This window comes from Alteromonas sp. ABH4_456, from assembly GCF_056160645.1.
Genome location: NZ_JBSWXO010000002.1, coordinates 22412 through 40560, shown reverse-complemented (window position 1 = coordinate 40560; position 18149 = coordinate 22412). Strand labels below are relative to the sequence as shown.

14 protein-coding genes are annotated in these 18149 nt (G+C 49.6%); 9 read left to right on the top strand and 5 right to left on the bottom strand.

What is annotated here, in order from left to right:
• The first annotated feature begins 154 nt into the window (after positions 1 to 154).
• The 8 genes from ACXAG2_RS03250 to tldD are packed head-to-tail and all read left to right on the top strand — an operon-like array spanning position 155 to position 10802.
• The gene (locus tag ACXAG2_RS03250; RefSeq protein ID WP_119502859.1) at positions 155 to 1198 is read left to right on the top strand and encodes a rod shape-determining protein; all 1044 of its coding nucleotides are present in this window, start codon (positions 155 to 157) and stop codon (positions 1196 to 1198) included.
• 51 nt (positions 1199 to 1249) lie between these two features.
• Entirely contained in the window at positions 1250 to 2140 is an 891-nt protein-coding gene (gene mreC, locus ACXAG2_RS03245; protein ID WP_474864525.1) for a rod shape-determining protein MreC, read from the top strand.
• The gene (gene mreD, locus ACXAG2_RS03240) at positions 2133 to 2612 is read left to right on the top strand and encodes a rod shape-determining protein MreD (protein ID WP_474864523.1); all 480 of its coding nucleotides are present in this window, start codon (positions 2133 to 2135) and stop codon (positions 2610 to 2612) included. The genes mreC and mreD overlap by 8 nt, the downstream gene beginning before the upstream one ends.
• 8 nt (positions 2613 to 2620) lie before the next feature.
• Positions 2621 to 3205 (top strand): Maf family protein, encoded by a 585-nt coding sequence (locus ACXAG2_RS03235; RefSeq protein WP_474864519.1) that lies wholly within the window; start codon positions 2621 to 2623, stop codon positions 3203 to 3205.
• On the top strand, positions 3202 to 4668 hold the full coding sequence (rng, locus tag ACXAG2_RS03230; RefSeq protein ID WP_119502856.1) for a ribonuclease G: 1467 nt from the start codon (positions 3202 to 3204) through the stop codon (positions 4666 to 4668). Before ACXAG2_RS03235 ends, rng begins: the two co-directional genes overlap by 4 nt.
• A 15-nt stretch (positions 4669 to 4683) precedes the next feature.
• Complete coding sequence (locus ACXAG2_RS03225; protein ID WP_474864517.1) at positions 4684 to 8550, top strand: YhdP family protein; 3867 nt, start codon at positions 4684 to 4686, stop codon at positions 8548 to 8550.
• Positions 8543 to 9367: a carbon-nitrogen hydrolase family protein gene (locus ACXAG2_RS03220; RefSeq protein WP_474864515.1), complete on the top strand. Its 825-nt coding sequence runs from the start codon at positions 8543 to 8545 to the stop codon at positions 9365 to 9367. Before ACXAG2_RS03225 ends, ACXAG2_RS03220 begins: the two co-directional genes overlap by 8 nt.
• Positions 9360 to 10802, top strand: coding sequence for a metalloprotease TldD (gene tldD / locus ACXAG2_RS03215; RefSeq protein WP_474864513.1), 1443 nt, complete (start codon positions 9360 to 9362; stop codon positions 10800 to 10802). Before ACXAG2_RS03220 ends, tldD begins: the two co-directional genes overlap by 8 nt.
• A gap of 53 nt (positions 10803 to 10855) precedes the next feature.
• Here tldD and yjgA read toward each other — a convergent pair whose 3' ends face one another.
• The gene (yjgA, locus tag ACXAG2_RS03210) at positions 10856 to 11407 is read right to left on the bottom strand and encodes a ribosome biogenesis factor YjgA (protein WP_474864511.1); all 552 of its coding nucleotides are present in this window, start codon (positions 11405 to 11407) and stop codon (positions 10856 to 10858) included.
• A 71-nt stretch (positions 11408 to 11478) separates the two neighbouring features.
• Here yjgA and pmbA point away from each other — a divergent pair, with 71 nt between their 5' ends.
• Positions 11479 to 12810, top strand: a complete 1332-nt coding sequence (gene pmbA / locus ACXAG2_RS03205) for a metalloprotease PmbA (RefSeq protein WP_474864509.1) — start codon at positions 11479 to 11481, stop codon at positions 12808 to 12810.
• Between the two features lie 109 nt (positions 12811 to 12919).
• Here pmbA and arcA read toward each other — a convergent pair whose 3' ends face one another.
• The 4 genes from arcA to ACXAG2_RS03185 all read right to left on the bottom strand — a co-directional run bounded on the left by arcA (position 12920) and on the right by ACXAG2_RS03185 (position 18128).
• On the bottom strand, positions 12920 to 13627 hold the full coding sequence (gene arcA / locus ACXAG2_RS03200; protein WP_119502849.1) for a two-component system response regulator ArcA: 708 nt from the start codon (positions 13625 to 13627) through the stop codon (positions 12920 to 12922).
• Between the two features lie 129 nt (positions 13628 to 13756).
• Positions 13757 to 15418: a sensor histidine kinase gene (locus ACXAG2_RS03195; RefSeq protein ID WP_119502848.1), complete on the bottom strand. Its 1662-nt coding sequence runs from the start codon at positions 15416 to 15418 to the stop codon at positions 13757 to 13759.
• A gap of 88 nt (positions 15419 to 15506) precedes the next feature.
• Entirely contained in the window at positions 15507 to 16931 is a 1425-nt protein-coding gene (glgA, locus tag ACXAG2_RS03190) for a glycogen synthase GlgA (protein WP_474864507.1), read from the bottom strand.
• A gap of 108 nt (positions 16932 to 17039) precedes the next feature.
• Positions 17040 to 18128, bottom strand: a complete 1089-nt coding sequence (locus ACXAG2_RS03185) for a methyltransferase (protein WP_474864505.1) — start codon at positions 18126 to 18128, stop codon at positions 17040 to 17042.
• Positions 18129 to 18149: the final 21 nt, after the last annotated feature.

Below are 18149 nucleotides of genomic sequence, written 5' to 3'. Positions count from 1 at the left end.
CGAAGCGGTATTTTGTGCGCCTCAGGGGGCTATTTGCTTGCCCAAAGTAGTACCCGTTGTTAAAGTGTGCGGATATATATCTTCATTTCGCAGTCACGCCGCAAGCCATGCCCGAAGAAAGGTATGCAGGCGCAATAACAGGAACTGGCATTTCATGTTTAAAAAGCTTCGAGGCATGTTTTCCAACGATTTGTCCATCGACCTCGGAACGGCTAACACGCTCATCTATGTAAAAGATCAGGGCATCGTACTTAACGAACCATCAGTGGTAGCAATCCGTCAGGAACGGGCATCAGGACCAAAAAGTGTTGCCGCGGTGGGTTCTGAAGCTAAGCGTATGCTTGGCCGTACGCCGGGTAATATCCGTGCTATCCGTCCAATGAAAGACGGCGTTATCGCTGACTTCTATGTGACTGAAAAAATGCTGCAGCATTTTATTAAACAGGTTCACGACAACAATTTCCTGCGTCCCAGCCCGCGAGTGCTGGTATGCGTACCTTGTGGTTCTACTCAGGTAGAACGCCGTGCTATTAAAGAATCTGCACTGGGTGCAGGTGCCCGCGAAGTGTATCTGATTGACGAGCCGATGGCGGCTGCTATTGGTGCGGGTTTACCGGTATCAGAAGCTACCGGTTCCATGGTGGTCGATATCGGTGGTGGTACCACAGAAGTCGCAATTATTTCACTGAACGGTGTGGTGTATTCCTCTTCTGTTCGCATTGGTGGTGATAAGTTTGACGAAGCTATCATTAACTATGTGCGTCGTAACTTCGGTTCACTCATCGGTGAAGCTACTGCAGAGCGTATTAAGCACGAAATCGGTGCTGCTTACCCGGGTGATGAAGTACGTGAAATTGAAGTGCGCGGCCGTAATCTGGCTGAAGGTGTTCCCCGTGGCTTCGTGCTGAATTCCAATGAAATTTTAGAAGCCTTACAGGAACCGTTAACCGGTATCGTGTCTGCGGTCATGGTTGCCCTGGAGCAGTCTCCGCCGGAACTGGCTTCAGATATTTCTGAACGCGGCATGGTACTTACCGGTGGTGGTGCGTTACTGAAAGATCTGGACCGCTTACTGATGGAAGAAACCGGTATTCCGGTAGTGGTGGCAGATGATCCGCTTACCTGTGTAGCCCGCGGTGGCGGTAAAGCGTTCGACATGATTGATATACATGGCGGCGACCTGTTCAGCTACGAATAATCAAACCAGAAAGGCTACCGCAAGGTAGCCTTACTGCGTATCACGGGTAATATGGATACGATTTTCACACGCGGACCTTCACTGATTAGCCGCCTCATTCTTGCGCTGGTAATGTCGGTGGCGCTGATAATCGCAGATTCGAAATTTGATGCGTTTCAGTCTTCGCGCGTGTACATGAACTCACTGATGAGTCCATTACAATACCTTGCGAACCTCCCCAGCGTACTGCTCAGCGCCAGTGCGCAACGCCTTACCTCCCATGAAGACCTCGTTGAAGAAAACCAGCGGCTGACCAATCAGGTTTTGCTGATGAGTGAACGTTTACAGCGATTCGATGTGTTGCAGTCAGAAAACGATCAACTCCGTGCCTTACTGGATACGCCGGCAAAACCGGACGTGCGTAAAAAGGTGGCAGAGCTGATGGCCGTTGAAAACAGTCCTTTCAGCCAGCAAATTGTGATTAATAAAGGAGCGCTGGACGATGTGTTCCTGTCGCAATCGGTGCTGGATGACCGTGGCGTAGTGGGCCAGGTGATGGAAGTGGGTACAACGAACAGCCGGGTGGTATTGATCACTGATGTGACTCATGCTGTGCCGGTACGCTCAGTACGTAATAATATCCGCTTTATTGCCAGCGGCACCGGCTCTCTCGATGAGCTGCTGCTGGAACATGTCCCTCATAGTGTGGACGTGGAAGTCGGGGATATTCTGGTGACATCAGGTTTAGGACAGGTATTTCCGGAGGGTTATCCGGTGGCACAGGTCAGCCGGGTGATCCGTGACGAAAGCCGCCCGTTTGCCATTGTTGCCGCTACGCCTCTTGCACGGCTGGACAGGTTGAAGTATTTGCTGTTGTTGTGGCCGGAACATCATGACGGGGAAGCGGAATTTGATGGTGTCAGTACCGCCGGTGATGAAAGCCCGGAGGGTGAGAATGATTAAGACCCGCCACTCTGCCATTATTGCCACTTTACTCATTGCACTGGTTTTACAAATTGTGCCTCTGCCTATCCAGGTCGATATTTACCGGCCGGACTGGGTGCTCATTGTGCTGGCTTACTGGACCATGGCATTGCCTCACCGCGTGAATGTAGGCGTGGCCTTCATGGCGGGAATTGCCATGGATATTTTGCTGGGGACGTCGCTGGGGATTCACAGTTTTTCCCTGAGTTTATCGGTATTTACACTGGCGGCTAACTATCAGCGTTTACGCAACTACTCGGTGTGGCAACAGGCAATTATCATTGGCCTTATCAGTGCGCTCTATCACACCGTTTTATTCTGGCTTCAGCATCTTCTCACTGGCATACCTTTTCAGCTCAGCTATTTATGGCCTGTTCTCAGCACGATGATTTTATGGCCATGGATATTCTGGGTGCTCCGTAAAGCACGCAGACAACTCAACATTAATTAGGAGGCGTTATGTCAGCGCAACTTATTCTGGCATCAGCTTCTCCCCGCCGCACTGCATTACTTGACCAGATGGGGTTTGCCCATCGTCAGTTTCCCGTCGATATCGATGAGTCTCCCCTCGACGGAGAATCTCCTGAAACCATGGTGACGCGGTTGGCGGCTGAGAAGGCAAGGGTTGCCAGTGAGCGCCTGAGCGCGGATGCGGATTCGTCTTATGTGGTGCTGGCTTCAGATACGCTCATTGCTTTTCAGGGCCGGCCGTTAGGTAAGCCGGCAGACCGTGATGATTGTTTTGCCACACTCAGAGCTTTGTCTGACAAGGAACACGAAGTGCTGACTGCCGTGAGTATTTATTGCGGCGGTAAATCAAAAACACTGTGCGTATGCACAAAGGTACTTTTCGCCCCTGTCACCGACGACGATATTGCCGCATACTGGGAGACAGGAGAACCTGCAGATAAAGCCGGAAGTTATGCCATTCAGGGTATTGGCGGTCAGTTTGTCAGATCGGTATCCGGCAGTGTGAGTTCAGTGATTGGTCTGCCATTGTACGAGACCCGTTGTTTGTTGAAAGAATTTGGAATTTCATCGTGAGTGCAGAACTACTAATCAACGTAACGCCCTCTGAATCCAGGGTCGCATTAATCGAAAACGGTATCCTTCAGGAAGTGCACGTAGAGCGGCACACCAAGAAAGGGCTGGTGGGGAATATTTACCGCGGGAAAGTGAGCCGTGTGTTACCTGGCATGCAGGCAGCGTTTGTGGATATCGGTCTGGATAAAGCCGCTTTTTTGCATGCATCAGACATCGTTGTCCACAATGAAATTGTTGATGAGGTATCCAGCAGTCAGTTGCAAAAGAGGGATATCCGCGAGCTGGTGCGTGACGGTCAGGACATTATTGTGCAGGTGGTGAAAGATCCCATCGGTACGAAAGGCGCGCGGCTGACTACCGACATTACCATTCCGTCACGCTATCTGGTCTTCATGCCGAGCGTCACCCATGTTGGCGTAAGCCAGCGAATTGAAGATGAAGCGGAGCGGGAGCGGTTGAAGAATCTGGTACAGGAATACTGTGACGATGAAGGCGGCTTTATTTTGCGAACAGCCGCAGAGGGAGTATCGCAACAGGAGCTCTCTTCCGACGCGGCTTTTCTGCGCCGGTTGTGGAACAAAATCAAACAACGGATGGGCCGCAAGAAGCAGCATATCATGTATGAAGATTTGCCACTGGCCCGCCGGGTGCTGCGGGACTTTGTTGGCACCGAGCTGGACCGTATCCGTATTGACTCTAATTTGTCTTTCAGGGAGTTAGGTGAATTTACCGCCGAATATGTTCCCGAGCTTCAAAGCAAACTGGAGTACTACCGTGGCGACCGGCCCATTTTTGACCTGTATGATGTCGAAAATGAAATACAGCGGGCGTTAGATCGCAGAGTCGATCTTAAATCCGGCGGTTATCTCATTATCGACCAGACCGAAGCGATGACCACCATCGATATTAATACCGGTGCGTTTGTCGGTCACCGCAATCTGGAAGAGACCATTTTCAATACTAACATTGAAGCCACGCTGGCTATCGCAAGGCAACTCAGGTTGCGCAATCTGGGTGGTATGATCCTCATCGACTTTATTGATATGTCGGAACCGGATCATAAACGGCGTGTCTTAAATAGTCTGGAAGCGGCAACGGTGAAAGACCGGGCAAAGATTAATATTCACGGGTTTACCTCACTGGGTCTGATTGAAATGACCCGTAAACGCACCCGCGAAAGTCTTGAGCATACCCTGTGCGGACTATGCCCGGTATGTAAAGGCCGGGGCTCGGTAAAAACTATCGAGACGATTTGCTTTGAAATTATGCGTGAAGTGGTGCGTGTTAACCGTGCCTATGACGCAGAATTATTTGTTATTTATGCTTCGCCAAATGTAGCCGATGCGCTGCTGGGTGAAGAATCCCATGTTCTGGCTGAGCTGGAAGTGTTTGTGTCTAAGCAGATTAAAGTGCAGACAGAGCCGCTCTACAACCAGGATAAATACGACGTAGTCATGATGTAAGGCGGTGCCCGTTAAGTGAGTAAAGCAGGTAAGGTAGCCACCTGGCTGGTAAAAAAGCTGTGGATGCTGCTGGCAGTCTTTTTAGTGTTGTTTGCTGTCATGCTGAGCGTTATGCGCTACGCATTGCCCCATATCGACCATAAAAAATACCTGCTCGAAGACTATGTCAGTGAAAAATACGGTGTCGATCTCAAAATTGGCAGCGTTCAGGCAGACTGGGAAAAATCAGGCCCCAGTATCGTATTAAATGATGTGGTGCTCGCCAACGGCGACTCTTCTCCGGTGGCGCTTGGCATTAAACAAGTCCACATGGACATCGATTTCTGGGAAAGCCTGCGCTTACGGATGTTGTCTTCCAATGCCTTTACTCTGGACGCACTGACACTCGAAATCGATGCCGACCGTCTTGACGGTGCCGGTGAGAGTGATTTTCCTGTCGTCGATGCGCTTAAAAGCCTTTTCCTTGAGCAGTTACAGCGCTTTTCACTTACTGAAGGTGAGGTTGCGATTACCCGCAATAATGAGCGGGAAGTACTGCAACTGGAGTCACTGAGCTGGATCAACAAAGACCGGCGTCACCAGGGCACCGGCGCTGTGCGGGTACAGGAACTGGCAAATAACTCCGCTTCTTTTATTCTCGATCTCACCGGTACCCCTGATTCACTGGATGGCGTGATGTACGCCCGGGCAGAGGATTTGGATATTTCTCCCTGGGTTAGCGGCTTGCTGGCAACACGGCGTCCGTTGCGTGAAAGCCGGGCGAATTTTGAACTCTGGGCTGAAGTAAAAGAAAGTCACTTCAGTGCGTTTTATACCGAATTCCACGAAAGTAAGCTGGCGTGGGGGGGCGACGATGCGCTGGTGTTTAACTCGGGGATCCGCGGCGGCAGCATTCAGGCGCAACCGGTTAAAGACAAATGGCACTTCCGTGTTGATCAGCTTATTTTTGATGCCAACGATCAGAGCCTGGTAACAGACCTGGTAGGAACTGTATCGGATAATGAATTACTGGTGAATACGGTGAAGCCGGCACCGGTGAACCCTTTTCTGGTGTTATTACCCCTGTTCACAGACGATACCGCCGATGACAATATCCGCGATATCAACCCGGGGGGGCAACTGGCTACACTACAGGTAAAACTGCAGCCGAAAGGGTTTGACCTGGCAGCAAAACTCATTGACGTGAGTTGGGATCAGGATGGCTATGTGCCCGGGCTTTCTCACCTCGACATGGACATTTTCTGGCATAAGAAACAAGGTGTGGTGTTGTTATCTGCAGATGACAGCACCCTGGACATCGATAATTTGCTACCGGAATCAGTGAAGGTAAGCAAGCTGAGAGGGAAAGTGTTTGTTTACCGGCAGTCCCTTGATGACGGCAATCACTGGGTTGTCCAAAGCCACAAACTGGATGTGCAGTCGGATAAATTATCGTTTCAACCTGCATTCCGCTTTGATACCACATCACGGGAGTTGTCGGTAAGTGCTGACATCGTGTCCCGTCCGGTAAAAGATATACAGCACTTGTTGCCTGGTCCGCTAATTGGCAAGAATACAACGGCTTTTCTCAACCGCGCTTTCGTCGGGCCGGGGCAAATAAATGGAGCCACTATACTCTGGCAGGGTAAACCGGCAGATTTTCCTTTCAGCGGCAATGAAGGGATTTTTCAGGCCAAAATACAGGTAACCGGCAGCACATTCCGCTTCTCTGATGACTGGCTGCCACTGGAAGGGCTGGACCTTACTTTATTGTTCGAGAACGACAGCCTGACTATGCACAGTCCGGGAGGCACACTTGGTGGTGTTGCTGTAAGTAATATGACTGCTGTGATCCCTGCTTTACGGGGTGACTCGGAAGTGATTATCGATGCCACGGGTAAAGCCAGAGGGGCGGATGTTACTTCACTTATGCTGCAGAGCAGTTTATCCGGTTCGCTGGGACGATTACTGGAAAAAGATGTGCAGATAAAGGGAGACCTGTCTGCTGGCTTACATCTTGAAATTCCTTTCGACAGTAACCAGGTCATTGCCCGGGGGGAAGTGACCCTGCCCGGGAACGATGTTCACGTGAGCAGCGTAAAAATGGATTTTGCCGGCGCTACCGGTAAAGTCACCTTTGAAAACGAAAAGGTGCAGTTCACTGATTTAGAGGCGTCGTTGCTCGGGCAGCCGGTGAGTTTGTCTTTTGACGGCAAGCAGGAATACGAAGATTATCTGGTGGATCTGTCGCTGGATGGTACCTGGAACATTAATCCTCTGCTGGCTGAGTTTAACCCTGACTTCGACACTTATTTATCCGGTGATGCCCACTGGCAGGCCGTTGTCGCATTGCGTATTCCGCCGGAAGGATTCAGCTACCGTGCGAATATTACTACGCCGTTAACCGGCCTTAGTTCAAAGTTGCCAGCTCCTTTTGCTAAAACAGCAGACAGTGATTTATTGTTCAATGTGATCAGTGAAGGGAATGAGCAAGCCTCAACGGTGAAAGCCAGCTTAGGTGATGATGTGCGCTTCGAAGGTGTACTGCCTCATCAGGAAATGCAGTTTTCCCGCGCCCACCTGGCTTTGGGTGACAGCGACTTTGTAGGCATGGGCATAGGTTTCAGTATCTCTGCCGCCATGGATGTCGTGAATGTGACGGACTGGTACAAAACCATCGAGTTACTGGTAAACGGCATGGGCAGTGGCGGCGAACCCGGTACGCAGAAAAACGCGTTATTTTCTGTGCCGGAACGTATATTTGTTAATGCCGGTAACCTGGTGATTGCCGGTCAGAATCTGCATAACGCTAAAATTACCACCAAGCAGCAAAACAATAACTGGATGCTGGATATCAACGCCACGGAAGCCAGAGCGACGGTGAATTTGTATGATGACTGGCTGGCGCGGGGCGTTGCCGTTGAAGCTGATTATATCCGTTTTGAAAGTTGGGAATCAGAAGATGAAGGCGTGGCCCATAACTGGGATGCGAATACGTTACCGCCGGTCTACTTCCACTGTAAACAATGCATATTCCTAGACAAAGATTTAGGCGAGGTAACACTGGATGTGGCGAAAGCGACGTCTGGTCTGGATATCCGGCAACTTAGTGCAGTGAGTAAGCATGGCAAGTTTTCGGCAAAAGGAAAATGGGTCTTTGACGGCGACGACAACAACACTTTACTGGGTGGTTCGCTGGAAAGTGATGATGTGGGCATGATGTTGAAAAACTGGGGCGTCGACAGCGGCATTAAAGACTCAGGCGCCAGAATGAACTTTGATTTAAGCTGGGCAAAATCCCCCATGGATTTTAGTGCAGAAACCCTGACAGGCGATGTAAAGTGGTCTTTGTCAGACGGTTATCTCAGTGAAGTCAGTGATAAAGGCTCCCGTATTTTTACCCTTTTCAGTCTGAATTCACTGGTGCGTAAACTGAGCCTGGATTTCCGTGATGTGTTCGCGAAGGGCTTCTTTTATGATGATATGAGCGGTACCTTGTCCATCGCTGACGGCAAAGCGTATACCGGCGATACTGTAATTGATGGCGGTGCCGGTGAAATTAATATCAAAGGCTATACCGATCTGGTGGAAAACCAGCTGAATTACAATGTGGTGTTTTCGCCTAACGTCACCGGCAACCTGCCTATCCTGGTGTACTTCCTCGCCACGCCGCCAACCGCACTGGCTGCACTGGCACTTGACCAGGTGTTAACATCAGCGAAAGTCATATCAAATGTGAACTACCATGTTACCGGCAGCTTAAGTGAACCGGTATTTGAAGAGGTGGGCAGGGACAGCAAAGAAGTCGCACTGCCGGCGAAAACGCGGCCGGCAACATCGCCGGATGATCCCATCACAGACCAGGACATGGAGCGCATCAAACTGGAGGTAAACAATGGTTAATGTAGTCGCAATACAGATGACATCCGGACCGGATATCGAAGCGAACTTACAATTTGTTGAGTCTCAGCTTGCGTTACTGCCAGACCCGGACGAAGTGACCAGTCTGGTTGTACTGCCTGAGTGTTTCGCCTGTTTCGGCACCCGTGACGGTACATTACTGACTATCGCTGAAGCGAAAGGTGAAGGCAAAATTCAACAGGCACTCAGTGCTATGGCGGCAAAATACCGGTGCTATCTGGCGGGTGGTACTATTCCGCTCAAAACCTCTGAGAAAAACCTGTTTACAGCTTCCTGCCTGTTTTATTCGCCGGATGGCGAACTGATAACCGAATACCAGAAGATTCACCTTTTCGATGTGGCGGTAAATGACCGCACCGGTACCTATCTGGAATCTAAATATACGAAACCCGGCAGCCGGGTGGTAGTTGTGGATACAGAGGTCGGGCGTATTGGTCTGGCAGTATGTTATGATGTGCGCTTTCCCGGCTTATTTACGGCAATGGGAGACATCGATATTCTGGTGTTGCCTGCTGCTTTTACGCAGCGTACCGGCGAAGCACACTGGGAAGTGCTTTTGCGTAGCCGGGCAATTGAAAAACAGTGTTTTGTGGCTGGCGCAAATCAAACCGGCATTCATGCCAACCAGCGCGAAACTTACGGTCACAGTATGGTGATTTCTCCCTGGGGGGATGTTCTGGCCTGCGAGCCTGAACAGACCGGGCTGGTAAGTGCTAAAATAGACATTAACGATCGGGTGAAGTTGAAGGCGAATATGCCTGTCAGCCAACATAACCGGTTCAGGAGCCAACTTGTTTAATAACGTAAAAACGCATCTGCTTACAGACTCAGGCCTTGATTTGTCATCGCTGGAAAAAGCGCTGGGTGAAATTTATCACCATGACAATGACTATGCTGACCTGTATTTTCAGTCCAGCCAGCATGAAAGCTGGGTGCTGGAAGACGGCATCATCAAAGACGGCAGCTGCAACATCGAGCGCGGTGTGGGTGTGCGTGCAGTCAGTGGTGAAAAAACAGGTTTTGCATACTCTGACGACATCAATGAAACGGCTCTGCTGGACGCCTGCCGTGCAGCCCGCACGATTGCTCCTTCCGGTGGTAAACATCATGTTCAGTCACTGGAAACCGGCAGCTATATCACCCGTTACAAAGACAACAATCCCTTGCTTGCCATGCAGGACGCTGAAAAAATTGCGCTGTTAAAATCGGTGGATGCTTATATCCGTCAAAAAGAACCCGGTATTAATCAGGTGGTAGTGAGCTTAAGCGGCGTGTATGAAGAAGTACTGGTGGCTGCGACTGACGGCACCCTGGCGGCAGATATTCGTCCGCTGGTGCGTTTGAACTGCTCAGTACTGATGGAAAAAGGCGATCGCAGGGAGCGTGGCAGTGCCGGCGCCGGCGGACGCCACTCATATGACTTCTTCACCACAGATAAAGACGGCCGGCCTTACTACGAAACCCTGGCCGATGAAGCACTGCACATGGCGCGGGTGAATATGGAAGCGATCGCCAGCCCTGCCGGGACCATGCCGGTGGTGTTAGGTAACGGCTGGCCGGGTGTGCTGCTGCATGAAGCGGTAGGCCATGGTCTGGAAGGTGACTTCAACCGTAAAAATGCATCTACTTTCAGCGGCCGTATAGGCGAGCGTGTAGCTGCCAAAGGGGTCACAGTGGTAGATGACGGCACAATGGCTGACCGCCGTGGCTCTCTTTCTGTAGATGATGAGGGCACGCCGTCAGCACATAACGTGCTGATTGAAGACGGCATCCTGAAAGGTTACATGCAGGATAAAATGAATGCCCGTTTGATGGGTGTGAGCCCAACCGGAAACGGACGCCGTGAGTCCTTCGCGCACTTACCCATGCCACGTATGACCAATACGTACATGATGGCCGGTGAGCACGACCCGCAGGAGATCATTGCGTCAATCGACAAAGGTATTTACGCACCGAACTTCGCCGGTGGTCAGGTAGATATCACGTCCGGTAAGTTTGTATTTTCCAGCGCAGAGGCTTATCTGATTGAGAACGGTAAAATTACTGCGCCGGTAAAAGGCGCTACCCTCATTGGCAATGGCCCGGAAGTCATGCAGAAAATTTCTATGATTGGTAATGATGTGGCGCTGGATCGCGGTGTCGGTGTGTGCGGTAAAGACGGCCAGTCCGTGCCGGTTGGCGTTGGTCAGCCAACGCTGAAGGTGGATGAACTCACCGTAGGTGGTACTGCTTAATTTTTTTATTACTCTGATAAAAGCGCGATAAAATCTTATCGCGCTTTTTTGAATTACCCTTCGTGAATCACTTCTTTTAAGTACTGAAATAACTCGCGGAATGCTTTTGGCGGTGCGTTGTTCTCCCGCTCTTTTCTGATTTGACGGTGGAACTGCCGCAGTTTCTGGCGATCCAGGGCAGGATGCTCTTCCATCAGGCGTTGTATGGCGTCATCACCCTCATTAATTACCGCTTCTCTGGCTTTTTCCAGCGCGTGAAACGCGGCATTGCTGGCCTGGTGTGCGTGCGTCAATTTTGCCAGCGCAGCTTCAATATCGCTGGTATCCCGGCTGCGCATTAATTTGCCGATAAACTGAAGCTGACGTCTGAAACCATCTTTTTTGCGGTTAATATTTCGCGCCAGCATCACTGCGTCTTCCAGCTCTTCGTCCATAGGAATGGTGGCAAGGTGGGCCGGCGTTAAGTTAACCAGGTCTTCTCCGAGCTTCTGACGTTCAGCAGACAGACGCTTCAGTTCGGATTTACTGATTAATTCACTCTCATCATCCTGATCAATTTCATTAAATGAGTTTTCTTCATCAGAATGGTGGTTGTTATCGCTCATTTGGCACTCATAAATGTTACACTGCAGTATTCGGTTATTGTGACATACAGACGGAAATAGCGAAACTCACTATGCAAATTGAAAAGCAAATTGCGGAAATTCAGAATGTCGTAGACGACGTTCTTAAAATGGCGCTGAAAAAAGGCGCGACGCAGGCCGAGGCCAGTATGTCGAAAGTGCAGGGGATTGCTGTGTCATCCCGCATGTGCGATGTAGAAAATGTGGAATTTAATAACGACGGTGGTCTGGGGATCAGCGTTTATGTCGGCAAGCATAAGGGCAGTGCGTCTACAGCGGATCTAAGTAAGGAAGCGTTGGCACTGACGGTAGAAAAAGCGGTGGATATCGCCCGTTATACCAGTGAAGACCCGTGCACTGGCCTGGCAGACAAAGAACTGATTGCCACTGAATTTCCTGATTTAGAATTGTATCACCCCATTGAGCTGGACCCGCAAAAAGGCATTGAGGTTGCCATTGAAGCTGAGCGGGCCGCCATGGCATACGACAAACGCATTACCAACTCAGACGGCGCATCTTATAACGCAAACCTGGGGATGCGGGTGTACGGTAATACCCATGGTATCAACGCCGGCTATCCGAGCAGTCGTTACAGCGTGAGCTGCATGATGATCGGCTCTGAAAATGGTGATATGCAACGGGACTACGCCTATACAGTAAACCGTCAGGCGCATTTGCTTAAACCTGCTGCAGAAGTGGGCCGTGAAGCCGCTGAGGCAACTGTCGCCCGTCTGGGAGCCCGTAAAATTGCCACAGGCAAAGTACCGGTTATGTTGCATAAGGACGTTGCCAGTTCATTATTTGGCCATTATGTCAGTGCCATCAGCGGTGGCAGCCTGTACCGCCGTTCTTCATTCCTGCTGGATAAGCTGGGCGAACAGGTTTTCCCTCAATGGCTGAACATTGAAGAAAAGCCTCATTTGAAATCAGGGCTGGCCAGTTCCAGCTTTGATGCTGAAGGGGTGGCAACACAAGACATGACGATTGTGGAGAACGGTTGTTTATCTCACTATCTCTACACGACCTATTCAGCACGCAAACTGGGTGTTATTTCAAACGGTCACGCTGGCGGTATCCACAACTGGATTGTGGGGGACACCGGGCAGTCAGATGCTGAGATGCTCAAAGAAATGGGCACCGGTTTACTGGTTACAGAGCTAATGGGGCAGGGTGTAAACACCGTAACAGGCGATTATTCCCGTGGTGCTGCCGGCTTCTGGGTTGAAAACGGTATTATCCAGTATCCGGTTCACGAAGTGACCATTGCCGGTAATTTGAAAGATATGTTTATGAACATTGCTGCCATCGGCGCCGAACGCGAGCTTCGCGGCGGTGTTCAAACCGGCTCAGTGCTGATTGGTGAAATGCGTATAGCCGGCAGCTGATTGTCGGCTTCAATCAAATAGCCGCATCAGAAACATCAGACACAAAAAATGCAGCCAGAGGCTGCATTTTTTCATCTGTGGAATGTGAAAGCTAATGCCCGGCGGGCTATCAGCTGTCTACAGAACCGCAGAAACGGTAACCTTCACCGTGGATGGTTACAATCAACTCTTCATCGCTCGGCTCGGATTCGAAGTGTTTACGGATCCGGCGGATGGTTACGTCAACAGTACGGTCGTTCGGGCGCAGTTCACGGCCTGTCATTTCCATAATTAGCTGTTCACGGGTAAGAATTTTGCCAGGGTTGCTCAGGAACAGGTGCAGTGCACGGAATTCAGAGCGTGGCAGACGGAATTCCGTGCTGCTTGGTGAAATCAGTGAGCGGCTATCGCCATCCAGAATCCAGCCGTTGAAGCTGACGCGGCTTGGTAAGTCGTCGTCTTCTGCAGAACTGGTAGTGCGTGCAAGCAGGTTGCGGGCACGGATAGTCAGTTCACGTGGATTGAAAGGTTTAGTCAGATAGTCATCTGCACCGATTTCCAGACCCAGAATACGGTCTACATCGTTGTCACGGCCAGTCAGGAAAATCAGACCTACATTCTTACGGTCGCGTACTTCACGCGCCAGAATCAGACCATTTTTGCCCGGCAGGTTAATATCCATGATAACCAGGTTAATAGAGTGATTTTCGAAGAAATCATGCATCTGATCGCCATTCTCGGCCTCAAACACATTGTAGCCTTCAGCTTCGAATAAGCTCTTTAGTGTGGTACGCGTTACCACTTCGTCTTCAACAATTAATATATTTGGCGTCTGCATGGTGTTTTACACTCTTCTACAATCGATTAAGCTAGCTTCTGACAATTCTAATATCCGGGTGACTATTTTAAAAGCGTTTATCGGATAACTTGTCAACGGTATAAGGATTTGTACAAAATTTACAAGGGCTTATTCACCTTTTAACGGTAAATTTCCGGTTTCAGAGCTTTCGACAGGGAAAATGATAATAAATTCCACGCCGTTTCCTTCTTCACTGGTAATTGAGATGGTGCCGTTCAGTGCCTGTGTTACCAGGTTGTAGACCAGATGCATACCCAGTCCGGAACCACCTTGCCCCCGCTTAGTTGTAACAAACGGGTCAAAGATACGTTTGCGGATATCATTCGATATGCCTTTTCCGTTATCTTTGTAAATTAATTTCATTTTTGTCGGTGTCATCATTTCCGCAATGATGTCTATTTCACCGTGTTCTATATGCTCAAAGCCGTGTATGACAGAATTCATGATCAGATTTATTATTATCTGATTGATAGGGCCGGCTTTGGTCTCCACTGATAACGTCGGATCGCAGTCTACGCGAATATCATGATGGAGCTTTTTTAATCTGGGACGTAAGGATAACAGTATCTCATTAACCAGCTGTGCAAAGCAAAATCTGCGGTTACTCTCTGAAGACTGGTCTACCGCAACCTGTTTGAAGCTGGAAATCAGCTCTGCTGCACGGTTAAGGTTCCGGTAGATGATATTCAGGTTTTCCTGACTCTCATTTAAGAACCTGGCCATTGTACTGGCTTTTAGTGTTTTACTCTCAAATTCTTTTTGAATGATGTGCAATCTGTCCAGCATCATGGTGGAAGCCGTGACACCAAGACCAATTGGTGTGTTAACTTCGTGGGCCACACCGGCAACCATATCTCCAAGTGACGCCATTTTTTCGTTCTGAACGATTTGTCGTTGAAACTGGTGTAACTTCTCCAGTGTCTGGATTAACTCCTGGTTGGCATCTTTAAGCGCGTTCGTGCGCTGGCTCACCATATCTTCCAGGCTGGCATTCAGTTTACGGTGCTGCTCCTCCGCCATTTTCTGTTTTTGCATGTATTCCTGGATACGACTCAGCATTACGTTAATCGATTCAGATAAATACGCCAGCTCTCTGATATTGCCGGGTTCAGCACGGGCGGAGTAATCCCTTTGCCGGGACGTTTTACTGAGAAAATCTCCCAGACGCTGGATAGGCGCAGTAATGAGCTTTTGCATTTTGAGAGAAACAATAAAGCAGATCACCAGCATCAGAATAATGACGGTGACAGACGTCAAAATGGACTGCTGGATTTTTTCATTCAGACGATGTGTGGACACCTGAATATAGATGTACCCCGCCGTTGAGGCATCTTCATTCTCGATGGCACGTGCAATTTCAACGATTTCGTTTGAGTAAACCGGACGAAAATAATTACTGACAGAGGACTCTTTCGAACTGGTACGGGTTTCGCCTTCTTTGGTGTAGTTTGCCACCATTCTGAGCTGACCGGATATATCCTGCTGGTAAATATGCACGTTGAGCAAATCAGGAGAAACCGCCAGGTTTTTAAGTTTATTACCCAGTAACCGTTTATCTCTGTCTGATTGTACTTTAAGAAGGTCGTCTTTAAACAGGGCGGCGAGTAAGTCAATAAAGATAGTGACATCTTCGCGCTGTGCTTCGCGGTAATGATTCACCTGGTTGTAGCCGGACAGACCCGCAGATACAAGCAAAGACGCTGTGGCGATGGCCATAACCATCCACAAAAACAAACTACGTATTGATAGCTGCACAGCGTGCTGACTCATTAAACAGTGTCTTATTCTAAGCGCGTCCCTTCACTCAATAGTGGCTTATAGTTGCGTAAAAATAAAGCAACATCCGTGATTTAATCCTTTAAATCATCGTCCTGTAGAGTGCGAGGTAAGATTCTGCTGACGCTTCCCAGGTGAAACGGGTTTGCATGCCACGGATTTGCATTTCTCTGAACTGCACCGGGTGTTCATAGTAGAACAACAGGGCACGGCGGATACACGCCAGCAGGGCCTCCGGTGTCGGGGCATCAAAAACAAAGCCAGTTGCGTTTCCTTTATCCTGACACTGATCAATGACAGTGTCTTTCAGGCCACCCACTGAACGTACGATGGGTAATGTTCCGTAGGCAAGGCTGTACATCTGATTCAGGCCACAAGGCTCGAACTGGGATGGCATCAGGAAGAAATCCGAGCCGGCTTCCACAAGGTGAGCGTGGTGGGTACTGAAACCGTTTATAAAGGCAAATTGTTGAGGATGATTCTGGGCAAACTCATCCAGATCCATACAAACTGTGGGATCACCGGTGCCGACAATGACCATCTGTACGTTGTGGTGCATCAAATCCTGCAAAATAGGGACAAGGTAACCGAAGCCTTTCTGTTCTGTTAAACGGCACACCATGCCCAGCAGCGGCACATCGGGATTTTGAGGTAAATGGCTGAGTTCCTGTAACGCGAGTTTGCAGGTTTTCTTATCGTGTAAGGTGTCGGCAGAATAATTTTGCGGCAGATAGGCGTCGTCCTGCGGATTCCATTGCCCGTAATCACAACCGTTCAGAATACCCGACAAATCTTGCTGGCGCATGACCAGACGGTCGTGCAGGCCGTGTGAGCCCAGGTCTGTAAGCAACTCTTTTGCGTAATTCGGACTGACAGTTGTTACCTTGGTGGCGAATTCGATGCCCGACTGCAACATATTGATGTAGCCGCCGTGGATCTGAGACAAAATCGCAGGGTGATGGCGAAGATAAGGAATGTCGTCCAGTTTGTGCACGCCCTGAAAGGCTGCATTGTGAATAGTAAAAACCGTCTTCGTCTTATTGAAGTAGCCGGACTGATCAAAGCGCAACAGAAATGGCAGCATGGCCGTGTGCCAGTCGTGGCAGTGGATAATATCAGGCTGAATACTCAGAGCCTGCAATGCATTCAACGCTGCTCCGCAAAAGAAGCTGAAGCGTTCAGCATTGTCCTGGTAGGCTTCATAGGTGCTGCTGTATAAACCGTCGCGGGCGAAATATTCAGGATAGTCAATAAAGTAGATATTAAGTCCCTGCCAGGACAACTGTTTGATGTTGTAGTGGTATACCTTACCTTCGGCAAATAATGTCTGTTGTGCACAGGCATCGGCGAGTTTATATTCGTCCGCAATCGCCTTGTAATAGGGCATGATGATGCTGATTTTTTCACCGGCATCCAGTAAAGCCAGAGGCAATGCCTTTCCTACGTCGGCAAGTCCTCCTGTTTTGACTAAATCTTCCACTTCTGAAATGGCGAAAACAATATTCACAACAAGACTCCCGACAACCTCAAAGCAATGGCGCTGCTTTGTTTACCAAACAGTTAAATCAACACCGGTTATGTGATGGTAAACGTTACCACACAGTTCAAAATCTGCCTATCCGCAAATACTCAAATACAATGAAAAGCGGGAATCCTGCGCCACCGTGTGGGTTTGCGGAAAAATATCACCAAGCAGTCCGGGGTAGGGTAAGAAGCGGTTGGCAACCATTTGTAATGTGCCTTTTGAGTTCAGGCAGCGGCGGCTGTCTTCAATAAACCGGCGGGTCACTGTGTAATCTGTTTTTACGCCGGTATGAAACGGCGGGTTGGTGACAATGTGTGAGAAAGATTTGTTCACGCCATGCAAGCCGTCTGATGCAACCAGTGTTGCTGACTGCTGATTTGCGGCCAGCGTTCTGGCACTGCAATAAATGGCAAGGGCACTGACATCCAGCAATGTCATATCCAGATGGGGAAAGCGACGGAGCAAATGTGCACCGATAACACCGGCACCACAGGCAAAATCCAGTACTTTACCCCGTAAACGGTCAGATCCTTTGTCCAGCAGCATACGGGTACCGTCATCCAGTTCACCGTGACTGAACACGCCGGGCATGGAAACGACTTCCCACCGGATCCCCTGAACCTCGTATTCAGCTTCGTCAATCCAGTCCCCGGGGGTAAACGCTGTTCCCGCTTTATCAGGCATCACCGTAACCAGACTACAATGCCTTGCAGAGTCTACTTTCTGTGACGGACCGGTCTTTTCAATCAGCTTACCGATACTTTTAATGCCACCTTTATTTTCGCCCACAATGTGAATGCGACCGCCTTCCTGTAACGCAGAGACAGCCATGGCCAGCAACATCTGCATGTGCGCTTTTGATTTAGGCATGTAAATCAGAATGTCAGAAAAACAGGTTTCCGCCGGAGTGAACGGGGCAAACAGATGGCGGTGAGCGCCGGTCTTTTGTTCAATGCAAAAGCCGGCCTCAGAATGACTGACATCGCGGCTGTCGAACTCACAGCAGGGGATCACCCGCACACTTTCACTGAAAATGTCGAAGTACTGGTGAAGAAAGGTCACAGGTCTGTGATCTATCTGATCGGCAAAGTACGCGTCGGCAGGGTTGATAATCAACCAGTTACCTTCTTCAAAAAGTGCCAGGTTTCTTTCCATTAACTGGCTTTGCGGGCTGAGCATGTGTGTTTTCCGGTTATTTTA